The following is a 21262-nucleotide window of genomic DNA, read 5'->3' as shown; positions in this document are numbered from 1 at the left end:
CCCCATCTATTGACACCGGGAGTCATATCAACGCGTTTTTGGTTACTTTTGTCGCTCGGACAAAAGTGACTCGCCCGGCAGGGCGAAACCCGTCCATCCACCATCAACATCAGCCAACCACAGCCATCGCCATTCAGGCCGAAACCTGAGGCCGTCGACCATCGACAGCGCCCAACCGCAACCACCAACTTCAGGAACATCAGCTTGCCGGCGATGCAGCCGCCGTGGGATCGCGCCAGTCAGAGCGGGAAAGCGTCAGTCGATATCCCCAACTGACCCGCCATATGCTCGACCAGCGCCTGCAGCCGCTCGACTTTCGCGGCCAGTTCCTTCTGTTCCGCCCGAAGCTTCTCGAGCTCGGAGGGCGATACCGCGATGTCCGCGGCGCCGCGGTCGGCGCTCTCGACGAAGCTTTCCGCGCTGACTTCACCACTCAGCAGATGCATCCACCGGCTTTCGCGCTCGCCGGGTGAGCGCGGCAGCCGGACCACATAGGGCGGTTCGTGGCTGGCCAGTTCATCGAGGAAGGCTTCCACCGACGAAATATCCGCAAAGGCGTGCAGCCGCGCGGTATTCAGCCGCAATTCAGCGGCGGTTTGCGGGCCGCGCAGCAGCAACAGAGCCAGCAGGGCCGCAGACTGGCTCGGCACGCCCAGCACGCGCTGCATGTTCTGCTCGAAGCGCGGCACGCGGCTGCTGCTGCCTTCGAACACCAGGCTGAGGCTCTTCAGGCCGTCGATGGCAGTCAGGATCTCGGCCTCGGTGACATTCATTACCGGCGAGCGCGCGGTCTTCTGGTTGCAACCGGAGGCAAGGGCGTTGAGCGAGAGAGGATAGGTGTCGGGCACGGTGTGCTGCTTTTCCAGCAGCACGGCCAGCACGCGGCCTTCGATGGCGGTCAGGGCGCGGATGGACTGGCGGGGAAGGCTTTCAGGCGTGGAACTCATTGATGGGGTCGGCGTGCGCGAGTTGCGCGGGATGGCGAGGCGATCATTCAATCCCAACGCGGGGCAATACGCAACTGGCACGCAGCACTGCCGCTGAATACGTACCCGACAGCCGCACGGGCGCTTTGAATTATTCAATTAACGGCCAGGAATTAAAACCACCTTCGAATGCGGGGCCTGCAGGTGGGCGGCCCGGGTTTTAGTTCACCACCGGGCCCGTACGTCTCTTATCCGTCCCTGCCATTCTGGCCGGAGCCGAGTACTATCGATGAGCGCGCGACTGCTGACAGCGGTCGCCACATGCAGTCGACGGCAGTCGGCGCCGCCTGCCGCCCGTGATCCCATGTCCGGATCGCGCGCTCCGAGCCGACACCCTTCAAGGTATGGGAGGCAGCATGGCGATTTCGCAAGCGGATCCTTTGATGGCAGGCGGGGCAGCGGATGAGGTGCCGGCCGGTCCGGACCCGGGCGCAGAGCTGGAAGCGCCGTATTCGACGCTCGAATCGCGGCGCCACCAGATGTTTCCGCAGCTCAATGCCGACGAAATGGAGCGCGTGCGTCGCTTTGGCACCCCGCAGCGATGGCAGGCGGGGGAGCGCCTGTTTTCGGTCGGACAGGTCGGCCGCGGCATGTACCTGGTGGTGACCGGCCGCGTGAAGATCGTCCGGCGCGACGGGTTGGGGCGGGAACATCTGATCACCGAGCAGGGCCCCGGCCATTTCCTGGCCGAAGTGGGCACGCTCAGGGGGCACCCCGCGCTGGTGGACGGCGAGGCGCTCACGGATACCGAAGGCTATGTGATCCCGCCTGACCGCCTGCGTGCGCTGCTGGTGGCCGAGGCCGAGCTGGGCGAGCGCATCATGCGCGCCCTGATCCTGCGCCGCGTGGGCCTGATTGAATCCGGCAGCGGCCCGGTGCTGGTCGGCCACGGGACGGAGCCGTTGCTGCTGGCGCTGCAGGCCTTCCTGCGCCGCAACGGCCATCCCCACACCGTGGTCGACATGGACGCCGACCGCGATTGCTCGGCGCTGGTCGAATACGCCCAGGCTCCCGCCACCGACTTCCCGCTGGTGATCTGCCCGGACGGCCGCGTGCTGCGCGCGCCGGACGAAGGCCAGCTGGCGTCGTGCCTGGGCCTGCTGCCCGAATTCGATCCCAATCACGTGTACGACGTCGTCGTGGTGGGCGCTGGGCCGGCCGGGCTGGCCACGGCTGTGTATGGTGCCTCGGAGGGCTTGTCGGTGGCGGTGATCGACTGCCGCTCGCCGGGCGGACAGGCGGGCGCCAGTGCGCGGATCGAGAACTATCTTGGCTTTCCCACCGGCATCTCGGGGCAGGCGCTGGCGGGGCGTGCCTTCGTGCAGGCGCTCAAGTTCGGCGCGCATATCGCGATTCCGCTGGAGGTGAAGGCGCTGCATTGCGGACAGGACCCGATCCGGCTGGAGTTGGCCGACGGCCGCATGATCCCGACCCGCACCGTGGTGATCGCCACCGGCGCGCAGTATCGACGTCCTGGCATCGAGGCGCTGGAGCATTTCGAAGGCCGGGGCGTGTATTACTGGGCCTCGCCGGTGGAGGCCAAGCTGTGCAAGGACGAACCGGTGATGCTGGTCGGCGGCGGCAATTCGGCCGGACAGGCGGCGGTCTACCTGGCCTCGCATGCGGCGCACGTGCATATGCTGGTGCGCGGGCCGGGGCTGGCCGCAACCATGTCGCGCTACCTGATCGACCGCATTGGCGGGCTGCCGAACCTCACCCTGCACACGCATGCCGCAATCACTTCGCTGGATGGTGACGGCTGGCTTTCGACCGTGCGTTACAACGCGCGCGCGGAGAGCCCGGCGCCGATCTCGATGCCGGTGCGGCACCTGTTCCTCTTCATCGGCGCGGACCCCAATGCGTCATGGCTGCGCACCTGCAACGTGAAGGTGGATGACAAGGGCTTTGTGCAAACCGGCGGCGGCGACCTGGGGTGCGCGGCGGCAATCCCGTATCCGCTGCAGACGAGCGTGCCCGGCGTGTTTGCCATCGGCGACGTGCGCTCGGGCTCGACCAAGCGGGTGGCGGCCGCGGTGGGCGAGGGGGCGGCAGTGGTGGCGCAGATCCACAGCTATCTGGCAGGGCTGCCGGCGATGGCCGCAGTGGCCGGAGCAAGGTCTGCCTGAGCGCCGTGGTAGTCCGCGCGGGCCGGCGTGAACCGCCGGCCCGTCCGTTCGGCGCGCTACTGCATCTTGTCCAGGTTGCCGATGCGCACCAGCATCTCGGTGAACATCTGCAGGTCCAGGCCTAGATCGGACACTTCCTTGTACTCCTTGGCGTTATGCGCCGTGTACTTCTTGCCGGGCATGGCCGGGCCGAAGTTGATGGCGTTGGGAAGGAGCTTGGCCGTGGTGCTGCCGGCGGTGGAGACCGGCTTGGCTTCCAGGCCAGTGGTCTCGCCGAAGATATTGAGCAGGGTCGACAGCCACGCGCCCTTCGGGTCGCGCGCCATCCAGTTGCCCTGGTCATGCTTGACGTTGACGACGGCGTTGTTGGCCTTGGCCCAGGTGTAGATGTGCTTGAGGATCGCGCCGCCCAGGGCGTCCGGCGTGCTGCCGCGCGGCATGCGGACATTGGTCGTCACCTCGAGCTCGTCGCCGTTCTGGCGGATCAGCGTGGGAGAGAGCGTCAGCGGGCCCATGAACGGGTCGCGATAGGCCACGCCCATCTTCACGCCGAGGTAGTCCACCCCATACAAGTCGTTCAGGTACTTCACGGCCTTCAGGTAGTGGTTGTCGGCGAGCTGCAGTCCCGCTGCCTGCAGGAACAGCGCCAGCCGCGGCAGCGGATTGACGCCTTCCTCCGGCCGCGAGCCGTGTGCGGACACGCCCGTGACCCTGACCTCGACCTGCTCGCCATCGCGCTTTACATCGATCGAAAACTTGCCGCCTTGCGGCGTGTACTTGCGCAGAAAGGCGGCACGCGCGCCTTCCAGCTTTGCCTCCACCGCGGCTGGGTTGCCGCCGGCGATCCTCGCCGTGGCCGTCTGCGGAATGGAGTTGGCCGAGGCCGCGCCGGTCATCGCGACGATGGCCGGGAGCTTGCCGTCGGTCGCCTGCACCGGGAACAGCACCTTCAGCGCGCCGGAGCCTTTTTCGGCGACCACGGCGGGGTACTTGCTGTCGAGCACGATATTGAATTCGGGCAGCGCGGTCTGCTGCCGGTAGTACTTCATGCCGTCGCCGCCGGTCTCTTCGGTGGTCTCGATCATCAGGCGGATGGAGCGTTCGAGCGGCACGCCGCTTTCCTTGACGGTCTTCATCGCGTAGAGCGCCGCGGCGATGGAGCCCTTGTCGTCGATGGTGCCGCGGCCGTAGAGGTAGTCGCCGACACGGGTGACCTTGAACGGGTCAAGCTTCGTGCCGTCGTCCAGCACCCATTCGTCGGCCACCGCCGGCACCACATCGGCATGGGTCAGGATGCCGAAGGTGTCCTTGCCGCTGCCGGGCAGCGTCACTTCGAACACGCGGTTGTCCACGTTGCGGAAGGCCAGGCCGAACTCCCTGGCCATGGCTTCCACCAGCTTGCCGAATTCGATGATGGCCGGACTCTCGTGTGGGGGAACCTTTTCGTCGCGCACGGTGCGCAGCGCCACCATTCTGCCGATCGCATCGATGACGGCCGGCTCGTTGCGCACCCGGTTGTAGGCACCGAGCAGGCGGCCGATGTTGACGAGGTTGTCGCCGCTGAGCGGCGCCTTGTTCTGCCAGGCCGTGACCGCGGGCGCCACGGCCGGGTCGGCCTTGGCGGCGCTGGCCAGGAATGCGTCGAGATCGGCCGGGGCGCCGGCTTTGGCGCTGGCGGCAATCAGGGCATCCAGCGCGGGCTTCTTGATGGTTTCGGCACAGACCGGCTGGGCAAGGGCCACGGACAGGGCAAGCAGGGAAGCCAGGCGGCAGAAAGGCAACTGGCGGCGTGGACGGGTCATGGATCACAGGAAAAGTCGACAGGTGGCCGCATGATAGGGCACTGGCGCCCGCCTGCCAGCAAAAACATGCCGAAGATAACGCCCGCCCCTCGGCCGGCGCGCGCGGGGAATCGCGCCTCCTGATTCCACTGGATGGAATTGCGTAGCTGCGTGAAGCGACGCCCGAGCCTACGCTACAGCCATCGAAAACGCGCTGTCGGCCCGGGTCCACCAGCCGGTAGCGCCACTACAGCAACAGGAGACAGCCTTGGCATTCCCCCATTTCCGCGCCGCCGGCCGGCTGGCAGCGCTTTGCACGACATTCGCCATCCTGGGCGCATCGGCGCCGGCTACCGCGCTGGCCGCCGCACCCGCCTTCCCGGACAAGCCGATCCGCATTGTGGTGCCATTCTCGCCGGGCGGCGGGACGGACTTGATCGCCCGCGCCATGGGCGTGGCGATGGGGCAGGACCTGGGCCAGGCCGTGGTCGTCGACAATCGCCCCGGCGGCGGCACCATCATCGGCACGGACAACGTGGCCAAGAGCGCGCCGGACGGCTACACGCTGGTCATGGCGACCTTCGCCCACGCCGTGAACCCGAGCCTGCAGCCGAAGCTGCCCTATGCGACCGACAGGGCGTTCGCGCCGGTCATGCTGGTCGGCCGCTCGCCCAACGTGCTGGTGGTGCGCGCGGACAGCCCCTACAAGACCGTGCAGGATGTGATCGCCGCCGCGAAGGCGAAGCCGGGGCAGGTCTCGTTTGCCTCGCAAGGCCCCGGTACCTCTGCCCATCTGGCAGGGGAGCTGTTCAAGAGCCTGGCGAAGGTCGACCTGAACCACATTCCCTACAAGGGCGCCGGCCCAGCCATCACCGACCTGCTGGGCGGCCAGGTGGACCTGATGTTCGCCACGGCATCGGCCGTCGGCAACCTGCTGGAATCGGGCAAGCTGCGCGCGCTCGGCGTGACCAGCGCGCAGCGCTCCGCCAGCCCGGACCTGGCCAAGGTGCCAACCATTGCCGAGAGCGGCGTGCCCGGCTACGTGGCCGAAAGCTGGTACGGCCTGTTCGCGCCAGCTGGCACGCCCGCGCCCGTCATTGCCCGTCTCAACGCCGCCGCGCGCAAGGCGGTGGGCTCCGACGCGTTCCGCAAGCGCGCGGCCGCCGAGGGCCTGATCGTCAGCCCCGGCACGCCCGATGACCTGGCCCGCTACGTCCACGGCGAAGAGGTGCGCTGGAGCAAGGTCGTCAAGGACGCAAAGATCACCCTGAACTGAATCTCCCCGAACTTTCCGAGAACCTCACCCATGACCGAATTCAACCTGATCCGCCTCGACGTGCGCGATGGCATTGCCGTGCTGACGCTGAACCGCCCCGACAAGCGCAACGCCATCAGCGACGATATGCGCTCCGAACTGATTGCCGCGCTCGAGCGCGTGTCTGCCGACCGGGCCATCCGCGCGCTGGTGCTGACCGGCGAGGGCAAGGGCTTCTGCGCCGGCGGCGACGTGGCCGGCATGCAGCGGCGCATGGATGCGCCCCCGGGCGAGGTCGGCTTCAACGGCTGGACCCGCCAGCAGCGCGTCCATCATTCCGTGGCGCTGCTGCATAACATGCCGAAGCCGACCATTGCCGCCGTCAACGGCGGCGCCAACGGGCTGGGCGCCGACATGGCCATGGCCTGCGACTTCGTGATCGCGTCGGAGTCGGCGAGTTTCGCCTGGTCGTACATCAACCGGGGGCTGATTCCCGATGGCGGCGGCATGTACTTCCTGCCGCGCCGCACGGGGCTGTCGAAGGCCAAGGAACTCATCTTTTCGGGCCGCAAGGTGGAAGCGCCCGAGGCACTCCAGCTTGGCATCGCCGACCGGCTGTCGTCGTCGCCGGAATCATTGCTGGCTGATGCGCTGGGCTGGGCGGCGGCGCTGTCGCACGGTTCGCCTACCGCGCTCGGCCTGGGCAAGAGCATCCTGAACCAGTCCTTCGAACTGAGTGCCGACCAGGTCTTCGCGCAAGGCAGCCAGGCTCAGGGCATCTGCTACACCAGCACGGAACACCGCGAGTCCGTGCTGGCCTTCCTGGCCAAGAGCGCTGCGGCAAAGGGCTGAACCATGGCAACCGAACACCCTTCCTCCACATCCGCGGCGATCTCGCGGCTGGTCAGGCCGCGCAGCGTGGCCGTGATCGGCGCGTCGGCCGACCCGGCCAAGACCTCGGGCCGCCCGGTGTCGTACTTGACGCGCCACGGTTTTGACGGCGCCATCTATCCGGTCAACCCGAAAGTGGATGCCATCGATGGCCTGCGCTGCTACCCGGATATCGGCTCGCTGCCCGAGGTGCCGGATGTCGGCATCGTGCTGCTGGGCGCCGAACGGGCGCATCAGGCGGTGCGCGAACTGGCGCAGCGCGGCACGGGTGCCGCGATCGTGCTGGCCAGCGGCTATACCGAGACCGGCGCCGAGGGCGCGCGCCGGCAGGCGGAACTGATCGAGGCCGCCGGCAGCATGCGGCTGCTCGGTCCCAACACGATCGGCCTGGTCAACCTGACCGACAACATCCCGCTGTCTGCCAGCGGCGCGCTGGAAATGGAGCATTTCCCGGCCGGCAGCATCGGCGTGGTGTCGCAGAGCGGCGGCATCCTCGGCGCGCTGCTGTCGCGCGCGGCGGCGCGCGGCATCGGGCTGTCCAAGCTGGTGTCCACCAGCAACGAAGCCGATCTCGACCTCGCGGACTTTATCGACTACCTCGCCGACGACGACGCCACGCGCGTGATCGCGCTCTATGTGGAAAGCGTGCGCCATCCTGAGAAATTCCGTGCGGCGGCGCTAAAGGCCGCGGCGGCGGGCAAGCCCGTGGTGGCTTTCAAGATCGGCCGCTCGGAGGCCGGTGCGCGGGCCGCGGTGTCGCACACGGGGGCAATGGCGGGCGCCGACAGGATGTATGACGCGCTGTTCCGGCAGGTCGGCGTGATTCGCGCGCAGACCTTCTCGGACCTGCTCGATATCCCGGCAGCGCTGGCCACGGGCCGCGTGCTGCAGGGCAGGCGCGTTGCCGTGCTGACGTCGACGGGTGGCGCGGGCACGCTGGTGTCCGACAGCCTCGGCGTGTCCGGTTTCGAAACGCCGGCTCCTGACGCGATGACCGCGGAGCGCCTGCGCGGGCTGCAGAAGGGCGACCATGCCGCACTGGACCGCAACCCCATCGACGTCACGCTGGCGGGCCTGCAGCCGGACCTGCTGCGCGGCGCGATTCGCGCGCTGCTGGCCAGCCCGTCGTACGACGCCGTGGCGATCATCGTCGGCTCGTCCGGGCTCGCCATGCCGGACCTGATGGCCGATGCGATCCGGGACTGCCTGCCCGAGAGCGACAAGCCGGTGCTGGCCTATGTCAGCCCGCACGCGCCTCAAGCGGCAGTGGTGCTGAACCAGCGCGGCGTACCGGCGTTCAGCGCACCGGAATCGTGTGCGGTGGCGCTGGGGGCGATGCTGGCGGCGGGGCAGTTGAAGGCGGTGTCGACTGCGCCGCCTACCTGCGCTTCCAACGACATCGACACATCGGACCTGAAGCCGGGATCGCTCGATGAAGCTGCCGCCAAGCAGCTGTTTGCACGCTTCGGTTTGCCAGGCGTGAGGGAAGTGGTGGTGACGAATGGCGATGAAGCGCTGGCGGCGGCGCGTGATCTCGGCGAGCGCGTGGTGCTGAAGATCCTGTCGTCGGCCATCACGCACAAGAGCGAGGTGGGCGGCGTGGCGGTCGGCGTGGCGCCGCACGATGTGCCCGCGCGGCTGGCAAGCATGGCCGAAGACGTGCGCGGCCATACCGGCTCGGCACCGGCGCGCTTCCTCGTGCAGGAGATGGTCAGCGGCGGCGTCGAACTGATTCTCGGCATGCACCGCGACGCGCTGGGCACGGCGATCCTGCTGGGCATGGGCGGCGTCACGGCCGAACTGTTCCAGGACACGACGATGCGCTTGTTGCCGCCCTCGGGCGGCCTGTCGCGCGACGAAGCGCTGGCGATGCTGCGCGACCTCAAGACCTGGCCGCTGCTCGACGGCTTCCGTGGCCGGCCGAAAGCCGACGTGGCGGCGCTGGCGGATGCCATTGTCGCGTTCTCGGCGATGACAGCGGCCATGGGTACGCGGCTGGTCGAGGCGGAAATCAACCCGCTCTTTGTGTTGCCGGCGGGGCAGGGCGTGCGCGCGGCGGATGGCGTGGTGGTGGTCGGCGAAGCCTAGCAGGCTACAGGATGCCCTGGCGCTGGCGAACTGTGCGAGACTCGCCTCTGACATTTCCGTCTGACGGAATTGCAGGGCAGACGCCCAGCCAGCGCACAGGGAGACCTACCGTGGAATTGCAGGATGCCAGGAGCCGGGCCCGTGGCCGCCCCGCCAGCACCCCCTCCAACCGTTCCCTGGAGCGTGGCATGGAAATCCTGCGCGCCTTCCGGCCCGGGTCCGACGTTCTGGGCAATGGCGAACTGGCGGAGCGCACCGGCCTGTCGCGGTCCACGGTGTCGCGCCTGACCCAGACGCTCGTGGATACCGGCTTTCTTGAATACGATGCTGCCTTGCGCGCCTACCGCCTGGGCGCGCCAGTCCTCAGCCTGGCGCATGCGATGCACACCGGTTCCGCAATCCTGCAGGTGGCCGCGCCATTGATGCGCGAGCTGGCGCAGGCGCAGCACCTCAACGTCGGGCTGGCCATGGCAGACCGCGACGAGATGGTCTATCTCGAATCGATCCGCTACAGCCGCAAGGTGTCGCTGCGAACCGTGGTGACGGGGCAGCGCGTGCCGATGGCGCTGACCTCGCTCGGCCGCGCCTGGCTCGCCACGGCGCCCGCCGCCGAGCGGCAGGCCCTGATGGCCGTGTTCGCACGGCGCTTTCCGTCTGGCTGGAGTGCACTGGAGCGGGAGATCCTGGCTGCCGTCAGGCAGGTGCAGCGGTATGGCTGGTGCGTTGCCAGCTGGCAGCCCGAGGTGGTGGCCATGTCAACGCCATTGCGCCTGGGTCATCACCCGGTGCATGTGCTCAATGTCAGTCTCTCGACCAAAGCCTCTGTCTCCGAAGCTACGCGGGAACTGGAGCCGCATCTGATGCGGCTGGCTGGGGAGATTGGCGAGGTTTTTCGGGCCAGCGTTGGTGAGTAGGCTTGCCGCGCTGGGGGCGGTCCTGGTTGGGCTTCTCCTTGGTGATTGGGTCTGATGGCTGGGGTTGGCTGATGTTGACGGTGGATGGACGGGTTTCGCCCTGCCGGGCGAGTCACTTTCTGTCCGAGCGACAGAAAGTAACCAAAGAACGCGTTTACTGTCCTCGGCGGACGGCCAGTCTTATCGTAGCGTGCGCAGGTTTTTGTACGGGTATGGGCTTCAGGGCATAGTTACGATGCCTGCCGCGTGGTGACGAGACGGCGCGAGGCATTGACAGGCCGTCCTCCCGACCTCGTGAGAGCGGAGTGGTACGCAGATTGACACTCGCCGGTATGCGCGGCGACATCGCGCACCACCGTTGTGGTCCCGAACCTCTTGCCGCAGGCACGCCGCTTGATGACCGTGCCACTCCGCTCTCACGAGGTCGGGAGGACGGCGCCGTTCCCGGCGTTGCCCCTGGCGATCTGCGCGGCAGGCAGTCCAGCTATGCCCTGAAGCGAATACCCGTACAAAAACCGTAGCTCACTACGATAAGACTGGCCGCCCGGCGGGCAAAAAACGCGTTTTTGGTTACTTTTGTCGCTCGGACAAAAGTGACTCGCCGGCTACGCCGGCGAAACAGCCACGCCTCCAAGAACTCAAACGCCGCAATCCGCCAAAGACCCCTTTCATCCTAGCTTGATAGCTGATATCAATCACAATGTTTTAAACGATGAATTGTACAAATCACGGGCCGATCGACAGAATGGGGCCTTCGCTGCATCAAGCAGCCAAAACCCAACCCCAAGGAGTTCTTCGATGCTGCAATCCCGTGAAGGCCAACGCGTTCCTCAAGTCACTTTCCGCGTCCGTGAAGACAATGAGTGGAAAACCGTCACCAGCGCGGAACTGTTCGATGGCAAGACCGTTGCCGTGTTCTCGCTGCCGGGCGCCTTCACGCCGACGTGCTCGTCCACCCACTTGCCGCGCTACAACGAGCTGGCGCCGGTGTTCAAAAAGCACGGCGTGGACGCCATCCTGTGCGTCTCGGTCAACGACACCTTCGTCATGAACGAGTGGGCCAAGGACCAGGAGTCGGAGAACATCACCATGATCCCCGACGGCAACGGCGAATTCACCGAAGGCATGGGCATGCTGGTGGACAAGGCCGACCTGGGCTTCGGCAAGCGCAGCTGGCGCTATTCGATGCTGGTCAAGGACGGCGTGGTGGACAAGATGTTCATTGAGCCGCAGGAGCCGGGCGACCCGTTCAAGGTCTCCGACGCCGACACCATGCTGGCCTACATTGCCCCCGATGCGCGCAAGCCGGACCAGGTGGTGGTGTTCTCCAAGGTGGGCTGCTCGTTCTGCGCCAAGGCCAAGCAGCTGCTGGACGACAACGGCTACGCGTACATCGACGTGCCGCTGGACAACAAGGTCCGCGGCAAGGTACTGGGCGCAATTTCCGGCGAGATGACCGCTCCGCAGGTCTTCATCAACGGCAAGCTGATCGGCAACGCCGAGGCGGTTGAGCAGTACCTGGCCAAGTAAGCCGCAGGACTCCCCGCTACCGGCAGTCGCCGGACCCGATGACGCCGCCCTGTTCCGCACGAGCAGGGCAAGGGCGGTGTCATCCAGCCCGCTGATTGACGCACCCAGTCACGCCATCTCGAATCAAGGAATCGCAAGTTATGACCACCATCCAGACCGACGTCGCCGTCATCGGCGCAGGTACCGCCGGGCTTGCCGCCTATCGCGCCGCTATCGCGGCCGGCAAGCGCGCCGTCATCATCGAAGGCGGCCCCTATGGCACCACCTGCGCCCGCGTGGGCTGCATGCCGTCCAAGCTGCTGATTGCAGCGGCGGAAGCCGCGCACGAGCTGCGCCACACGGCCGCGTTCGGCGTGCACGTGGATGGCCAGATCCGCATTGACGGCCGCGAGGTCATGGCCCGCGTGCGCCGCGAGCGCGACCGCTTTGTCGGCTTCGTGGTGCGCGGCGTGGAGAGCATTCCCGAGGCCGATCGCATCCGCGGCTATGCGCACTTCATCGACAACACCACACTGGAAGTCGACACGGGCGAGGGCAAGACCACCGTGCGCGCCAGCCGTGTGGTCATTGCCACCGGTTCGAGCCCGATGCTGCCGGCGCCGTTCAAGGCCTTCGGCGACCGCCTGATCGTCAACGACGATGTGTTCGCATGGGACGAGCTGCCGCGCAGCGTGGTGGTGTTCGGCCCGGGCGTGATCGGGCTGGAACTGGGCCAGGCGCTGTCGCGCCTCGGCGTGCGGGTGCGCGTGTTCGGCGTCACCGGCTCGCTGGGGCCGCTTACCGATCCCGTCATCCGCGCCTATGCCGAGCAGACGTTCAGCGACGAGTTCTACCTGGATCCGGACGCGAAGGTCATGGAAATGGGCCGCGACGCCGACGAGGTCGTGGTGACCTATCTCGACCGCCATGGCAGGACCGTCACGGAGAAGTTCGATTACGCGCTGGCCGCCACCGGCCGCGTGCCGAACGTGCGCGGCCTGGGTCTGGCGAATGCCGGGCTCGAGCTGGATGCGCGCGGCGTGCCGGTGTTCGATCCGGCCACGCTGCAGTGTGGCGTATCGCCGGTCTTTATTGCCGGCGATGCCAACAACATCCTGCCGCTGCTGCACGAAGCCGCCGATGAAGGCAGGGCGGCCGGCGAGAACGCCGCGACGTATCCGCAGGTGAAGCCGCTGGCCCGCCGCGCGCCCCTCGCCGTGGTGTTCTCCGACCCGCAGATCGCGATGGTCGGCCAACGCTATGCAGACCTGGCCGAGGGCAGCTTTGTCATCGGCGAAGTCAGCTTCGAGGACCAGGGCCGCAGCCGCGTGATGCTGAAGAACCGGGGCCTGATGCACGTCTACGCAGACAAGGCCACGGGTCGCTTCCTCGGTGCGGAATGGACCGGCCCGCGCGCCGAGAATATCGCGCACCTGCTGGCATGGTCATACCAGCAGGGCCTGACCATCGACCAGATGCTGGGCATGCCGTTCTACCACCCGGTGGTGGAAGAGGGCCTGCGCACTGCACTGCGCGACGCTGCGGAAAAGCTCGCGGTGTGAGTGGCGTGACCGGCAGCCCGCATGGGTTGCCGGCCACCGCCTGCCGGGGGCAAACCGCAGGCGGCATCGCAGGCGGCTAGCGGCTGCGCAGTACCGGGGCGCGCTTGTCCACAAACGCCCGCGTGCCCTCGCGCGCATCGTCCGATGCAGCGGCGATCCGGAATTGCATGGCTTCCACCGCCAGTCCTTCATCGATGGGCAGATTGATGCCACGGGTGACGGCTCGCAGCGAAGCGGTGACCGCAAGCGGCGAGTGCCGCGCAATGCGGTCCGCCAGCGCCACGCAGGCCGGCAGCAGGCCATCGGCGGGCACCACGCGATTGACCAGGCCGATCCGTTCGGCCATGACCGCATCGATGGCATCGCCGGTCAGGATCATCTCGTTGGCGCGCTTGCGGCCGACATGCCGGGGCAGGCGCTGGGTGCCGCCGAAGGTCGGCGGAAAGCCCAGCCGGATCTCCGGCTTGGCAAAGGTCGCATGTTCGGCTGCCACCGCCAGGCTGCACGCCTCCGTTACCTCGCAACCGCCTCCGAACGCCAGCCCGTTGACCGCGGCGATGACCGGCTTCGGGAAGTTCTCGATATACCGGGTCAGGGCCTGGCCCCGTTCCAGAAAGTTGCGCAGCGCCCGTTCCGGCGACGCCGCGATATCCGGCGCAAAGCCGGCAATGTCAGCACCGGCGCTGAAGGCGCGCGGGCCCTTGCCGGTCAGGATCACGCAGCGGACCGAATCGTCCGCCTCCAGCGCGCGCAGGCTTGCTGTCAGTGCGTCGATCAGTGCATAGCTGAGGGCGTTGAGTTTTTCGGGCCGGTTCAGCACCAGCAAGGCATGCTGGCCAAGGCGTTCGGTCTCGATCAGGTCGGTCATGTGTGGCTCTCTTCGGGGGATGGAATGGATGCGGGCCATGCGTCGGCGATCCATGCAGCCTCGGCTTCGATGGCGACGCATGCCGGTTCGCGGTGCAATGCCGAGACAAGGCACGTGACCGCGTGCGCCGCGCAAAAGCGCTCGCGCGGTGCGAGCACGATGTCGGAGCAGGCTTCTTTACGATCCATGGATGCCTGGGTGACCCACACCAGGCCCTGCAGGCAAGTCAGGCAGTCGCCGCGGGCGAGCCGTATGCATTGCGGCGCGCGGCCGGCAATGCGCCAGAGCCGGGGATGCTTCACGACAGTCTCCTCATTGCGCCTGACGGGTTGGTCAGGCCGTGACATCATTGTTGTCGTGATCCGGCCGGGGTGGCCGGAAGTGTTTTCATCCGAGGTATTCCAGCCCGTCATGACGCTACTCAGCCTTGCTTCCGCCAATGCCTTGCGTGCCATGTCGCTCGACGCCATCCGTGGCTTTGAATGCAGTGCGCGGCATCTGAGCTTTACCGCCGCCGCTCAGGAGCTGTGCCTCACGCAGTCGGCCGTGAGCAAGCAGGTAAAAAGCCTGGAGGAAGTACTGGGTGTGGCGCTGTTCCTGCGCGGCGGCAAGGGCCTGAGCCTGACCGCGGAGGGCCGGCAGCTCTATGAAGCGGCACGCGCAGCGATCGGCCAGCTGGGCGATGCCGTCGACCGCGTGCTGGCCACGGACCGCGTCTCGATCGCGGTAACCACTACGCCATCGTTCGCGTCGCTGTGGCTGGTGCCGAAGCTGGCACGCTTCCAGGCGCTGGCGCCCGGCATCGACGTGCGCGTGGATGCGTCCGAGGCCAACACCAATCTGGAGAGGGAAGGCTTCGATGTGGCGATCCGCCTGGGCCAGCCTGCCGCAGACGAGATCCCCCTGCTGCGCGAGCGCCTGATGCTGGTGGCCGCGCCGGCGGTTGCCGCGCGTATCCGGAGCGCGAGCGAACTCACTTCAATACCGCTGCTGGTCTACTACGACCCGGCCGGGCGCTTTCCCTGGATGTCATGGACGGAGTGGTACCGGCGCCTGGCGCTTTCGCGCTCGCCGCGGCAGCCTTGCCTGTATTTCTCGCAGTACGAAGACGTGCTGAACGCGGCGGCGCAGGGTGCGGGCGTTGCCATTGGCCGCACGCCGCTGGTTTTGCCGCTGCTTGCCAGTGGCCGGCTGGAGGTTGTCCTGCCGCAGCACGTGGCGGACGGCATGGGCTACCGCATCGTCGAGGCCGCACCTGCGCGGCCCGGCGTACGGCGCTTCCGGGAATGGCTGGAAAGCGAACTAGGGGCAGAGGTACTGGGCTAGTGCGCCAGCGCGGTATCAATCGCCATCTGCAGCCGCTCCATGCCGAACGTCACATCCTGCACCGCGCCATTGACGAAGAACGAAGGCGTGCCGCGGACATGGCAGCGTGTGCCGCCCTGCTGGTCGGCCCGGACGTGTTGCAGGAAGCTGTGCGTGGCCATGTCGCTGTCGTAGCGGCCGAGATCCATGCCGATCATGCCGGCGTACTGGCGCAGCGCATCGGGCTTCAGGCCGTACGGGTGCTCGTACAGCATGCGGTACATCGGCCAGAACTTGTCCTGCGCACTGGCTGCCTCGGCGCACTCGGCCGCGGCTTCCGCCGACGGATGCCAGCTGGTGAGCGGATAGTGCCGGTACACAAAGCGCACTTGCGGCCCGTAGTGCTCCATCAGGATCTTCATGGCGCCGTACGCGATCTGGCAGTAGGCGCATTCGAAGTCGCCGTATTCGACGACAGTAACCCTGGCGGTGTCTGGGCCGATCGCATGGTCGGCGGCGGTGACGGCGACTTCCAGCATGTGGCTCTCCGGTACTTGCGCGGTCTGGCCTGCGCAAGGGGTGGCAGGATTTACCAGTTTAGGCGCCGCCGGAAGGATGGGAAGCGCAAGTTGGCGCCGGGCCGGGGGCGGAGCCTTGCCGGCGCCTGTGCTCAGGGCACGATCGACAGGAACAGGTACGCCGCGAAGATCACGAGGTGGACCACGCCCTGCAGGATCGTGGTGCGGCCCATGCCGAGCGTCAGCGACGAGACCACCAGCGTCAATACCAGCAGCAACATGTCCTTGGCGCCCAGGCCCAGTTCCAGCGGCTGGCCGATCCAGATAAAGACCACGGCGACCGTGGGAATGGTCAGGCCGATGCTGGCCAGCGCCGACCCCAGCGCCAGGTTCAGGCTGGTCTGGATGCGGTCGGCACGCGCCGCGCGCAGGGCGGCCAGGCCTTCGGGCAGCAGCACGATCGCCGCGATCACGATGCCGACCACGGCCGCCGGCGCGCCGGCATTGAGCACCGCGGCTTCGACCGAAGGCGACAGCAGCTTGGCCAGGCCGACCACCAGAACCAGGCAGACGAGCAGCAGCAGGGCGCTCACGGTGGCAATGCGTGCCGGCGGCGGCGGTGCGTGGACGTTTTCATCCGAGCTGCCTTCGACCAGGAAGTAGTCGCGGTGGCGGATGATCTGCACAAAGACGAACGAGCCGTAAAGCACCAGCGACATGACGCCCGAGAAGGCGAGCTGCGCGGACGTCAGCACAGGGCCGGGCGAGGAGCTGGTGTAGTTGGGCAATACCATCGTCAGCACCAGCAGCGCGGCCAGCACGGCCATGGTTGCGTTGGCGCCGGGAGCCTGGAAGGCCTGCTCGCGATGATGCAGGCCGCCGACGAACAGGCACAGGCCGACGATGCCACTGCAGATGATCATCACCGCGGCAAAGACGGTGTCGCGCGCCAGGCCGGCTTTTTCCGGGCCGGAAGAGAGCATCACCGAAACAATCAGCGCCACTTCGATCACTGTCACGGCAATCGCCAGCACCAGCGTGCCGAACGGCTCGCCAACCTTGTGCGCCACCACTTCGGCGTGATGCACGGCGGAGAACACGGCGCCGGCGAGCGCCGCCGCCATCAGCGCGATCAGCCAGCCCTGTCCGGGCATCGCCAGTCCCAGGCCAAGCGTCGCCGCCGCCGCCAGCGGCGCCCAGATGGTCCATGCCGGCAGCTTGTTGGAAGTCAGTGCCATCCCTGTTTTCCTTTCTTGTTTTGAGTGCCGCGGCCGGGCGGCAGCGGGGCGTGTCGGCTATTACACGCGCATTATGTCGGAGGAGAGTGCAGCGGGGCCGTTTGACCGGCGCGGCAACAGTGATAAGGCAGGCAGGAGCCCGATCGGTTCCATGAAATGGAACTTGGGCGTAATTGGCGTGGTTTTCGCCGGGTTTTGGTGGCGATGAGGTCAGGCGGGCGGAGGCTCGGATCGGTCTGCGGCTGCAGCGCCGGCCTCGGGCTCGGCCGGGTCCGGCTCCCGCAATGCCGGGTGATTCCGCAAGATCCAGCGGGCGGCGATAAGCAAGGCGAGCAGGCAGGCGAGGAAATACCCGCCGACGACGACGATGTTTTGCATTTCTGACCCTTGTTTGCCGGCTCTTCTGGCCGGTGATGGGGGGCAGTATGCGCAGCAATCGTTACGTCCGACACCCTCTTGAGGTAGGGCATGGTGCACTTGAAACCCGCATCAGCCATAGGTTTGCGCCGGCCGGCGCGATCCTGGCGGGAAAACAGGAGCGATTCGCGGGGTACAAACAAAAGAGCCCTCGGCCGGGGTGGTCGAGGGCTCGAAGTGGTGGGGCGTACCCGTTAACCGCCCCGCAAACGAGTGTACCGGCGATCCATTTCACGGCAACCCGCGGTCCGCGGCGTTGTGGCGCGGCAGCGACGGTCCGCGGATTCAGTCCGCGTCGGGGATGGCCGCACCCGGCACTTTTGGCGCAGGCTCGGCGGCCATCCGTTCTGGCGGAAGGAGCGTCAGGAACGTGCGTGCCACTTCCGGATCGCGGCAGGTGAGCCAGTCGTCCCACTGTGCGGGCGGCACGATGACCACCGAGCGCTTTTCGTCGCCGGGCTTGTGGAAGCGGTGCATCAGCGCATGTTTTTCCGAATTGACAGTCAGCATCGTGAACGAAGAAGCACCGTCGGGCCAGTCGCGCCAGAGACCGGCCACGGCGAAGGCGGGTTCGGCCGGCAGCCAGACGCGCCATCGCACCGGCTTGCCGGGGCTGGCCGCCGTGCCGTCTTCGGGATAGGCGAACTCATAGAAGGCGCTGACCGGCACCAGGCAGAGCTGGCCCTGGCGCCAGTACTTCGCGAATGCCGGACGTTCGCCGACGGTTTCGCTGCGCGCGTTGGTGGTGTCGAACTTGCGGGCACCCGGCTGAAAGCGCTTCCTCGGCACCATGCCGAAGCTCGCTAGCGTGCAATGCCGCTCGCCGTCGGGCGAGGCGCGCACGATTGGGGCGGGATAGTCGGGATACGTCTCGGCCTTGAACAGGCCAGGCGGCGGTTCTACGCCGAACACATCGCGCAACACCTGCCGCTGGACCGGCGCGTAGTTGGTGCACATCGGCGGCTTTCTCCCGGGCTATGTCGCGATGGCGTCGCGGCGGGCCGCACCGCGCCGCGACGATGCCAGACATCGTCCGCGCGATACAGCGCCCCGTCAAGCCGACGCGTGGCGGGATCAGCGCGGTTGGAGACGCAGACGCAGCAAGGCGCATGCACGCAGCAGCGCGCGACGCACGCGCAGGCGGCCGGCGCCCGGCATCGCGCGCACCGCGTGCAGGCGGTCGGCGTCGTGGGCGGCAACTTCGGGGTGGCGGAAGTCGGGCAGCAGGATCGAGAACTTCATGATGGATCTCCAGTGATGTCCCGACCCGGCGCCGTTCAGGCAGGCCATGCCGGCACTGGCAGCCGGGGCGGGGAAGCAATGAAGGCGCGCATGCCAGGCTTGGCGCGCGCCGGCGGGCATATGGCACTGCAAGGGTCGTCGGGCATGATGGATCTCCGTTCTGGTGTCGGTCGGAATGCGTCATCGCTGGCGCACGGGCGCGTGCAGGCGATGGCGCACGCGTTGTGCGCAGCCGGTGTCGCGGCGATGGCAAGCGCTGCGCGCGCGAGCAAGGCCGTGACGAAGCCCGCGCATGGCAGCGGCCAACGCGCAAGCGTACTTTCGAATTCGGGTGGTGCGGAGAACGTGCGGCGAACCGCAGCGGATGCGCACCGTCAGGCGATACCTGCCAGACGGTGGCCCTGTGATTTGCCGGCGCAATGCAGGCAGGAGGGACGAAGGGTCTGGCCGGGATTACCTGATGTGTCGGTCAGGACAACTGGCTGAGTCCAATTGGAACCCCAAGGCTGTGAACAACGGCGGAGTCTAGCGGCGGCTTGCGCGCTCGTCAACCTCTCTTAGAACCCGTTGCATAATGAAAGAGGGGCGCGAAGGCTGCATGGCAAAAACGGTCAGCGCCGATGGAGGAATCGGATATTGTCCCGCCCGTTCGCCTGGCCCACACTCGTGTGCGCACATGGCGCCGTGCTGGCAGGCACGAGGCCGCATAACACGAAAAAGCACCGGATCAATACCGCATAACTTCTGGAGACACCCATGCGCGACTACGCCGAGACCTTCGCCGGATTCTCTTACCAGGACACCGTGGCAAGGCAGTTGCACGGCAGCCTCGAGGCCATCAATGCCTGCGTCGAATGCTGCGACCGCCACGCGTTGCCGGGCCGCATCGCGCTGTTCTGGGAAGGCCGCGACGGTAGCTCGCAGACCTACACCTTCGCGCAGTTGCAGGCACTGTCGGCGCAATTTGCCGGTTTCCTGAAGGCGCGGGGCGTGCAGCCCGGCGACCGCGTGGCGGGCCTGTTGCCGCGTACGCCGGAGCTGCTCGTCACCATCCTCGGTACGTGGCGCGCGGGTGCGGTCTACCAGCCGTTGTTCACGGCATTCGGGCCCAAGGCCATCGAGCACCGTCTCAATACCTCGGGCGCGAAGCTGGTGGTGACCGACGGCGCCAACCGCGCCAAGCTCGACGACGTGGCCGGCTGCCCCGATATCCTCACCGTGGCCGGCAACAAGGGCCGCGGCCTGGTGCGCGGCGACTTCAGCTTCTGGGCCGAACTGGACCGCCAGCCCGCCAGCTTCGAGCCGGTCATGCGACGCGGCGACGACCCCTTCCTGATGATGTTCACCTCCGGCACCACCGGGCCGGCCAAGCCGCTGCAGGTGCCGCTGAAGGCGATCGTGGCGTTTGCGGGCTATATGCGCGATGCCGTCGACCTGCGCGACGAAGACGCATTCTGGAACCTGGCCGATCCGGGCTGGGCCTACGGCCTGTACTACGCCGTCACGGGGCCGCTGGCACTGGGCCATCCGACCACGTTCTACGACGGCCCGTTCAGCGTGGAAAGCACCTGCCGCGTGATCGAGAAGTACGGCATCACCAACCTGGCAGGGTCGCCGACGGCCTACCGCTTGCTGATTGCCGCGGGCAAGGCGGTCTCGGGCCCGCTGCGCGGCAAGCTGCGGGCGGTCAGCAGCGCCGGCGAGCCGCTCAATCCGGAGGTGATCCGCTGGTTCGCGAGCGAGCTGGGCGTGACGATCCATGACCACTATGGCCAGACCGAAACGGGCATGGTGCTGTGCAATCACCATGCGCTGGCGCATCCGGTGCGCATGGGCGCAGCCGGGTTTGCCAGCCCGGGCCACCGCGTGGTGGTGGTCGACGACGAGAACCGCGAACTGCCGCCGGGCAATCCGGGCACGCTGGCGCTGGACCTGACACGCTCGCCGATGTGCTGGTTCGGTGGCTATCACGGCACGGCTACCAGTTCGTTTGTCGGCAACTACTACCTGACCGGCGACTCCGCCGAACTCAATGACGATGGCAGCATCAGCTTCATTGGCCGCGCCGACGACGTGATCACCACCTCGGGCTACCGGGTCGGCCCGTTCGATGTGGAAAGCGCGCTGATCGAGCATCCCGCCGTGGTGGAAACCGCGGTGATCGGCAAGCCCGATCCCGAGCGCACCGAACTGATCAAGGCCTTCGTCGTGCTCGATCCGCAATACCGCGCCACGCCGGAACTGGCCGAGGAACTGCGCCTGCACGTGCGCAAGCGCCTGGCGGCCCATGCCTATCCGCGCGAGATCGAGTTTGTCGCCGAACTGCCCAAGACCCCGAGCGGCAAGGTGCAGCGTTTCATCCTGCGCAACCAGGAGGTGGCAAAACTGCGGGAGGCGCAGGGGCAAACCGTCCGCTGAGCGGGCAGAACGGGCGGCGGACCGCTTCCTATAATGGGGAAGCGGTTGTCGCTTCCACCTGCCAACGCCGGACCCTGCGGGACGAAGCGGCACCGCGCCAGGCGCGCTCGCGGGCAGGAGCGCGCTCCTTCCCATCTCCAGACC

The 21262-nt window shown here is 67.1% G+C and carries 18 protein-coding genes; 9 read left to right on the top strand and 9 right to left on the bottom strand.

Annotated features, from left to right (window positions below):
• Nucleotides 1-239: 239 nt before the first annotated feature.
• Nucleotides 240-947: a YceH family protein gene (locus tag RM96_RS01325; protein WP_039006851.1), complete on the bottom strand. Its 708-nt coding sequence runs from the start codon at nt 945-947 to the stop codon at nt 240-242.
• 395 nt (nt 948-1342) lie between these two features.
• Here RM96_RS01325 and RM96_RS01320 point away from each other — a divergent pair, with 395 nt between their 5' ends.
• Nucleotides 1343-3112 carry an FAD-dependent oxidoreductase gene (locus RM96_RS01320; protein ID WP_039006850.1) on the top strand — a complete coding sequence of 590 codons (1770 nt, stop codon included), beginning with the start codon at nt 1343-1345 and terminating at the stop codon, nt 3110-3112.
• A 56-nt stretch (nt 3113-3168) separates the two neighbouring features.
• Here RM96_RS01320 and RM96_RS01315 read toward each other — a convergent pair whose 3' ends face one another.
• Nucleotides 3169-4914: a dipeptidase gene (locus RM96_RS01315; RefSeq protein ID WP_039006847.1), complete on the bottom strand. Its 1746-nt coding sequence runs from the start codon at nt 4912-4914 to the stop codon at nt 3169-3171.
• A gap of 280 nt (nt 4915-5194) precedes the next feature.
• Here RM96_RS01315 and RM96_RS01310 point away from each other — a divergent pair, with 280 nt between their 5' ends.
• From RM96_RS01310 to RM96_RS01285, 6 genes are all read left to right on the top strand, one after another.
• Complete coding sequence (locus RM96_RS01310) at nt 5195-6169, top strand: tripartite tricarboxylate transporter substrate binding protein (RefSeq protein ID WP_039006860.1); 975 nt, start codon at nt 5195-5197, stop codon at nt 6167-6169.
• 30 nt (nt 6170-6199) lie between these two features.
• Nucleotides 6200-7000, top strand: a complete 801-nt coding sequence (locus RM96_RS01305) for an enoyl-CoA hydratase/isomerase family protein (protein ID WP_039006845.1) — start codon at nt 6200-6202, stop codon at nt 6998-7000.
• A gap of 3 nt (nt 7001-7003) precedes the next feature.
• Nucleotides 7004-9127: an acetate--CoA ligase family protein gene (locus tag RM96_RS01300; RefSeq protein WP_039006844.1), complete on the top strand. Its 2124-nt coding sequence runs from the start codon at nt 7004-7006 to the stop codon at nt 9125-9127.
• A 110-nt stretch (nt 9128-9237) separates the two neighbouring features.
• The gene (locus RM96_RS01295; protein ID WP_039006841.1) at nt 9238-10041 is read left to right on the top strand and encodes an IclR family transcriptional regulator; all 804 of its coding nucleotides are present in this window, start codon (nt 9238-9240) and stop codon (nt 10039-10041) included.
• 798 nt (nt 10042-10839) lie between these two features.
• On the top strand, nt 10840-11571 hold the full coding sequence (locus RM96_RS01290) for a glutathione peroxidase (protein WP_039006839.1): 732 nt from the start codon (nt 10840-10842) through the stop codon (nt 11569-11571).
• A 140-nt stretch (nt 11572-11711) separates the two neighbouring features.
• Nucleotides 11712-13112: a dihydrolipoyl dehydrogenase gene (locus RM96_RS01285; protein WP_039006838.1), complete on the top strand. Its 1401-nt coding sequence runs from the start codon at nt 11712-11714 to the stop codon at nt 13110-13112.
• A gap of 76 nt (nt 13113-13188) precedes the next feature.
• On the opposite strand, the gene RM96_RS01280 is transcribed toward RM96_RS01285, so the two are convergent.
• Nucleotides 13189-13980: a crotonase/enoyl-CoA hydratase family protein gene (locus tag RM96_RS01280; RefSeq protein WP_039006837.1), complete on the bottom strand. Its 792-nt coding sequence runs from the start codon at nt 13978-13980 to the stop codon at nt 13189-13191.
• Nucleotides 13977-14282 (bottom strand): DUF2917 domain-containing protein, encoded by a 306-nt coding sequence (locus tag RM96_RS39210; RefSeq protein WP_039006835.1) that lies wholly within the window; start codon nt 14280-14282, stop codon nt 13977-13979. Before RM96_RS39210 ends, RM96_RS01280 begins: the two co-directional genes overlap by 4 nt.
• 109 nt (nt 14283-14391) lie before the next feature.
• Between RM96_RS39210 and RM96_RS01270 the strand changes: the two genes are divergently transcribed.
• Entirely contained in the window at nt 14392-15306 is a 915-nt protein-coding gene (locus RM96_RS01270; protein WP_039006833.1) for a LysR substrate-binding domain-containing protein, read from the top strand.
• On the opposite strand, the gene RM96_RS01265 is transcribed toward RM96_RS01270, so the two are convergent.
• From RM96_RS01265 to RM96_RS39200, 5 genes are all read right to left on the bottom strand, one after another.
• On the bottom strand, nt 15303-15824 hold the full coding sequence (locus tag RM96_RS01265; RefSeq protein WP_039006831.1) for a DsbA family protein: 522 nt from the start codon (nt 15822-15824) through the stop codon (nt 15303-15305). The genes RM96_RS01270 and RM96_RS01265 overlap by 4 nt on opposite strands.
• 131 nt (nt 15825-15955) lie before the next feature.
• The gene (locus RM96_RS01260) at nt 15956-17041 is read right to left on the bottom strand and encodes a calcium:proton antiporter (RefSeq protein WP_039006829.1); all 1086 of its coding nucleotides are present in this window, start codon (nt 17039-17041) and stop codon (nt 15956-15958) included.
• A 210-nt stretch (nt 17042-17251) separates the two neighbouring features.
• On the bottom strand, nt 17252-17419 hold the full coding sequence (locus tag RM96_RS39205; RefSeq protein ID WP_193752371.1) for a hypothetical protein: 168 nt from the start codon (nt 17417-17419) through the stop codon (nt 17252-17254).
• 324 nt (nt 17420-17743) lie between these two features.
• Complete coding sequence (locus RM96_RS01255; protein ID WP_039006827.1) at nt 17744-18415, bottom strand: SOS response-associated peptidase; 672 nt, start codon at nt 18413-18415, stop codon at nt 17744-17746.
• A gap of 117 nt (nt 18416-18532) precedes the next feature.
• Complete coding sequence (locus tag RM96_RS39200) at nt 18533-18700, bottom strand: hypothetical protein (RefSeq protein WP_193752370.1); 168 nt, start codon at nt 18698-18700, stop codon at nt 18533-18535.
• Nucleotides 18701-19456: 756 nt separating this feature from the next.
• Here RM96_RS39200 and RM96_RS01250 point away from each other — a divergent pair.
• Complete coding sequence (locus RM96_RS01250; RefSeq protein ID WP_039006825.1) at nt 19457-21118, top strand: acyl-CoA synthetase; 1662 nt, start codon at nt 19457-19459, stop codon at nt 21116-21118.
• The last annotated feature ends 144 nt before the right edge of the window (nt 21119-21262 follow it).

Source organism: Cupriavidus sp. IDO (genome assembly GCF_000812465.1).
GTDB lineage: Bacteria > Pseudomonadota > Gammaproteobacteria > Burkholderiales > Burkholderiaceae > Cupriavidus.
Note: the sequence above shows the minus strand (reverse complement) of the source record. Positions and strands in the feature narration are given on the sequence as shown.

What these genes read in the sequence shown, in the direction of transcription:
- RM96_RS01325 (WP_039006851.1), bottom strand. Translation starts at nt 947, where the DNA reads ATGAGTTCCACGCCTGAAAGCCTTCCCCGCCAGTCCATCCGCGCCCTG.
- RM96_RS01320 (WP_039006850.1), top strand. Translation starts at nt 1,343, where the DNA reads ATGGCGATTTCGCAAGCGGATCCTTTGATGGCAGGCGGGGCAGCGGAT.
- RM96_RS01315 (WP_039006847.1), bottom strand. Translation starts at nt 4,914, where the DNA reads ATGACCCGTCCACGCCGCCAGTTGCCTTTCTGCCGCCTGGCTTCCCTG.
- RM96_RS01305 (WP_039006845.1), top strand. Translation starts at nt 6,200, where the DNA reads ATGACCGAATTCAACCTGATCCGCCTCGACGTGCGCGATGGCATTGCC.
- RM96_RS01300 (WP_039006844.1), top strand. Translation starts at nt 7,004, where the DNA reads ATGGCAACCGAACACCCTTCCTCCACATCCGCGGCGATCTCGCGGCTG.
- RM96_RS01290 (WP_039006839.1), top strand. Translation starts at nt 10,840, where the DNA reads ATGCTGCAATCCCGTGAAGGCCAACGCGTTCCTCAAGTCACTTTCCGC.
- RM96_RS01285 (WP_039006838.1), top strand. Translation starts at nt 11,712, where the DNA reads ATGACCACCATCCAGACCGACGTCGCCGTCATCGGCGCAGGTACCGCC.
- RM96_RS01280 (WP_039006837.1), bottom strand. Translation starts at nt 13,980, where the DNA reads ATGACCGACCTGATCGAGACCGAACGCCTTGGCCAGCATGCCTTGCTG.
- RM96_RS01270 (WP_039006833.1), top strand. Translation starts at nt 14,392, where the DNA reads ATGACGCTACTCAGCCTTGCTTCCGCCAATGCCTTGCGTGCCATGTCG.
- RM96_RS01265 (WP_039006831.1), bottom strand. Translation starts at nt 15,824, where the DNA reads ATGCTGGAAGTCGCCGTCACCGCCGCCGACCATGCGATCGGCCCAGAC.
- RM96_RS01260 (WP_039006829.1), bottom strand. Translation starts at nt 17,041, where the DNA reads ATGGCACTGACTTCCAACAAGCTGCCGGCATGGACCATCTGGGCGCCG.
- RM96_RS39205 (WP_193752371.1), bottom strand. Translation starts at nt 17,419, where the DNA reads ATGCAAAACATCGTCGTCGTCGGCGGGTATTTCCTCGCCTGCCTGCTC.
- RM96_RS01255 (WP_039006827.1), bottom strand. Translation starts at nt 18,415, where the DNA reads ATGTGCACCAACTACGCGCCGGTCCAGCGGCAGGTGTTGCGCGATGTG.
- RM96_RS39200 (WP_193752370.1), bottom strand. Translation starts at nt 18,700, where the DNA reads ATGAAGTTCTCGATCCTGCTGCCCGACTTCCGCCACCCCGAAGTTGCC.
- RM96_RS01250 (WP_039006825.1), top strand. Translation starts at nt 19,457, where the DNA reads ATGCGCGACTACGCCGAGACCTTCGCCGGATTCTCTTACCAGGACACC.